This is a genomic window from Jatrophihabitans sp., from assembly GCF_051960575.1.
Taxonomy (GTDB): domain Bacteria; phylum Actinomycetota; class Actinomycetes; order Mycobacteriales; family Jatrophihabitantaceae; genus JBQCEE01.
On record NZ_JBQCEE010000377.1, the window covers coordinates 1 to 2,105 of the forward strand.

Annotated in this window: 2 protein-coding genes and 1 pseudogene; all 3 read right to left on the reverse strand. The window is 74.9% G+C overall.

The features are described from left to right. Nucleotides 1-603 (reverse strand): annotated as a pseudogene (locus tag ACTHMS_RS21015) (ABC transporter permease); the annotation flags it as partial. Continuing rightward, nucleotides 600-1,319, reverse strand: a complete 720-nt coding sequence (locus ACTHMS_RS21020) for an ABC transporter ATP-binding protein (protein WP_440308609.1) — start codon at nucleotides 1,317-1,319, stop codon at nucleotides 600-602. The gene ACTHMS_RS21020 and the pseudogene ACTHMS_RS21015, both read right to left, overlap by 4 nt. Continuing rightward, nucleotides 1,316-1,903, reverse strand: a complete 588-nt coding sequence (locus ACTHMS_RS21025) for a PadR family transcriptional regulator (RefSeq protein WP_440308610.1) — start codon at nucleotides 1,901-1,903, stop codon at nucleotides 1,316-1,318. Before ACTHMS_RS21025 ends, ACTHMS_RS21020 begins: the two co-directional genes overlap by 4 nt. Nucleotides 1,904-2,105: the final 202 nt, after the last annotated feature.

Genomic DNA, 2,105 nt, shown 5'->3' on the forward strand with positions numbered 1-2,105 from the left:
GTCGGTGTCGGACGCGACGACGCCGACGATCCGGAACGCGCGGGACGGGTCCTCGGCACGCAGGAGGTCGCCGACGTGCAGCCCGTCGGCGCGGGCCGTCGCCGGTGTCACCGCGACCTCGCCGGTCGTGCGCGGTGCGCGGCCGGCCGTGATCGAGACGATGCCGCGGGCCAGCGGGTCGCCGACGTCGAGACCGACGAACTGCTCGAGGGCCAACCCGGACCGGGTGGCGACGGTCAGCGGGCGGTCCGTGACGACCTTCGCGACGACCCGGCTTCCCGGCGGCATCAGGGCGGTGATCTGCGCGGTCGACGGGAGGTGCGTGGGTTCGCCCTCGCTCACCGTCGCGTCGCCGAGCCAGCCCTCGTAGTTCTGCGACACGGTGGTGAGCCCGCTCCAGCGCACGGCGAGGTCGGCGGTGCCGATGCTGCGCGCGAGCTTCTCACCCGGTGACAGGCTGTAGGTGCGGTAGCCGATCGCGACGACGCCGAGCACCAGCACGGGCAGCCCGATGAGCGCGACGACCAGCGCAGTGCGCCCCCTCGCCCGGCGGTCGTCACGGGCGGCGAGGCGCAGCGCGGCGCGCCAGGGGGCGACGCTCATTCGGCACCGGCCGTGAGCAGCGACTCGGCGGCGGGCAGCGGCGCCGTCTCGTCGACCACCCGACCGTCGCGCAGGAACACGACGCGGTCGGCCCAGCCGGCGTGCCGGGCGTCGTGGGTCACCAGCACGGCGGCGACCCCGGCGTCGTCGCAGCGACCGCGCAGCAGCCGCAGCACGTCCTCGCCGCTGTGCGAGTCGAGCGCGCCGGTCGGCTCGTCGGCGAGGATCAGACGCCGCTCGCCGACGACCGCGCGGGCGATGGCGACGCGCTGCATCTGCCCGCCGGACATGTCGTCCGGGAAGCGGTCGGCCAGCTCGGCGAGGCCGAGTTCGTCGAGCAGTGCCAGCGCCTCGCGGCGCGCCCGGCCGGTGGGCCGGCCGTCGAGCTCGCGCGGCAGCATGACGTTCTCGACGGCGGTGAGCGACGGGATGAGGTTGAGCTGCTGGAAGACGTAGCCGATGCTGCGCCGCCGCAGGGCCGCGAGCTGCCGGGGACGCAGCGTGCCGAGCACCTGGCCGTCGACGGCCACCTCGCCGGCGTCGGGGGAGTCGAGCCCGCCGGCCAGGTGCAGCAGGGTCGACTTGCCCGAACCGGACGGGCCCATCACGGCGACGAGCTCGCCGGGCGCCACCCGCAGGTCCACCGCGTCCAGGGCGGTGACCGACGAGGCGCCGGTGCCGTGCCGTCGGGTGACGGCCCGAAGCTCGAGGATCATCGCCGTCCCACCTTCGCCGTCACGGTCGGCTCGACCGGCTCGCTCACCGTCCGGCGAGGTGCGCCGCGGTGGCGGGCGAGTCTCGTCTCGCAATGGTCGAGCCAGCGGATCTCTGCCTCCGCCGCGAAGATCAGCGAGTCGGCGACGAGCAGCCAGGACAGGTCGTCGGCCGCAGACTCGCGGGCCCGCGTGAACTCCTGCAGCGCCCGCACGGTCGCGGTGCGCTGGGTCTGGATCACCGCGCGGACGTCGACGCCCGGGGTGTCGACGGCGAGCGCGAGCTTGATCGCCAGTTCGTCGCGTGGCGGTGACGACTGCTGGACGGGGGTCGCGAACCAGGCCGCGACCTCCGCCCGGCCGGTGTCGTTGATCGCGTAGACCCGCTGGTCACCGGTCGGTTCGCCGCCCTCGGCGCCCGCGACCTCCACGAGGCCGTCGCGCTCGAGGCGGGTGAGGGTCGTGTAGACCTGCCCCACGTTGAGCGGCCACGTGGCACCGGTCGATGCCTCGAACTCCTGCCGCAGCTGGTAGCCGTACATCGGCTGACGCTCGAGCAGCGTCAGCAGGCCGAACCGCACCGACATGGCGGAACCCCTTACTCGGTATGCACCTAGTGGCTACCGAGTATGCATACCGGGTAAGGCCTCGTCAACGTCGACCCGCACGACCCCGAAACCGTCTTGTCCCCCGGCCCGGGGGGGGGGGGGGGGGGGGGGGGGGGGGGGGCGGGGGGGGAGGGGGGCGGGGGGTGGGGTTGGGGGGGGGGGGGGGGGGGGGGGGGGTGGG

Excerpts from the sequence above, each read along its gene's own strand:
- ACTHMS_RS21020 (WP_440308609.1), bottom strand. The coding sequence starts at position 1,319 with ATGATCCTCGAGCTTCGGGCCGTCACCCGACGGCACGGCACCGGCGCC.
- ACTHMS_RS21025 (WP_440308610.1), bottom strand. The coding sequence starts at position 1,903 with ATGTCGGTGCGGTTCGGCCTGCTGACGCTGCTCGAGCGTCAGCCGATG.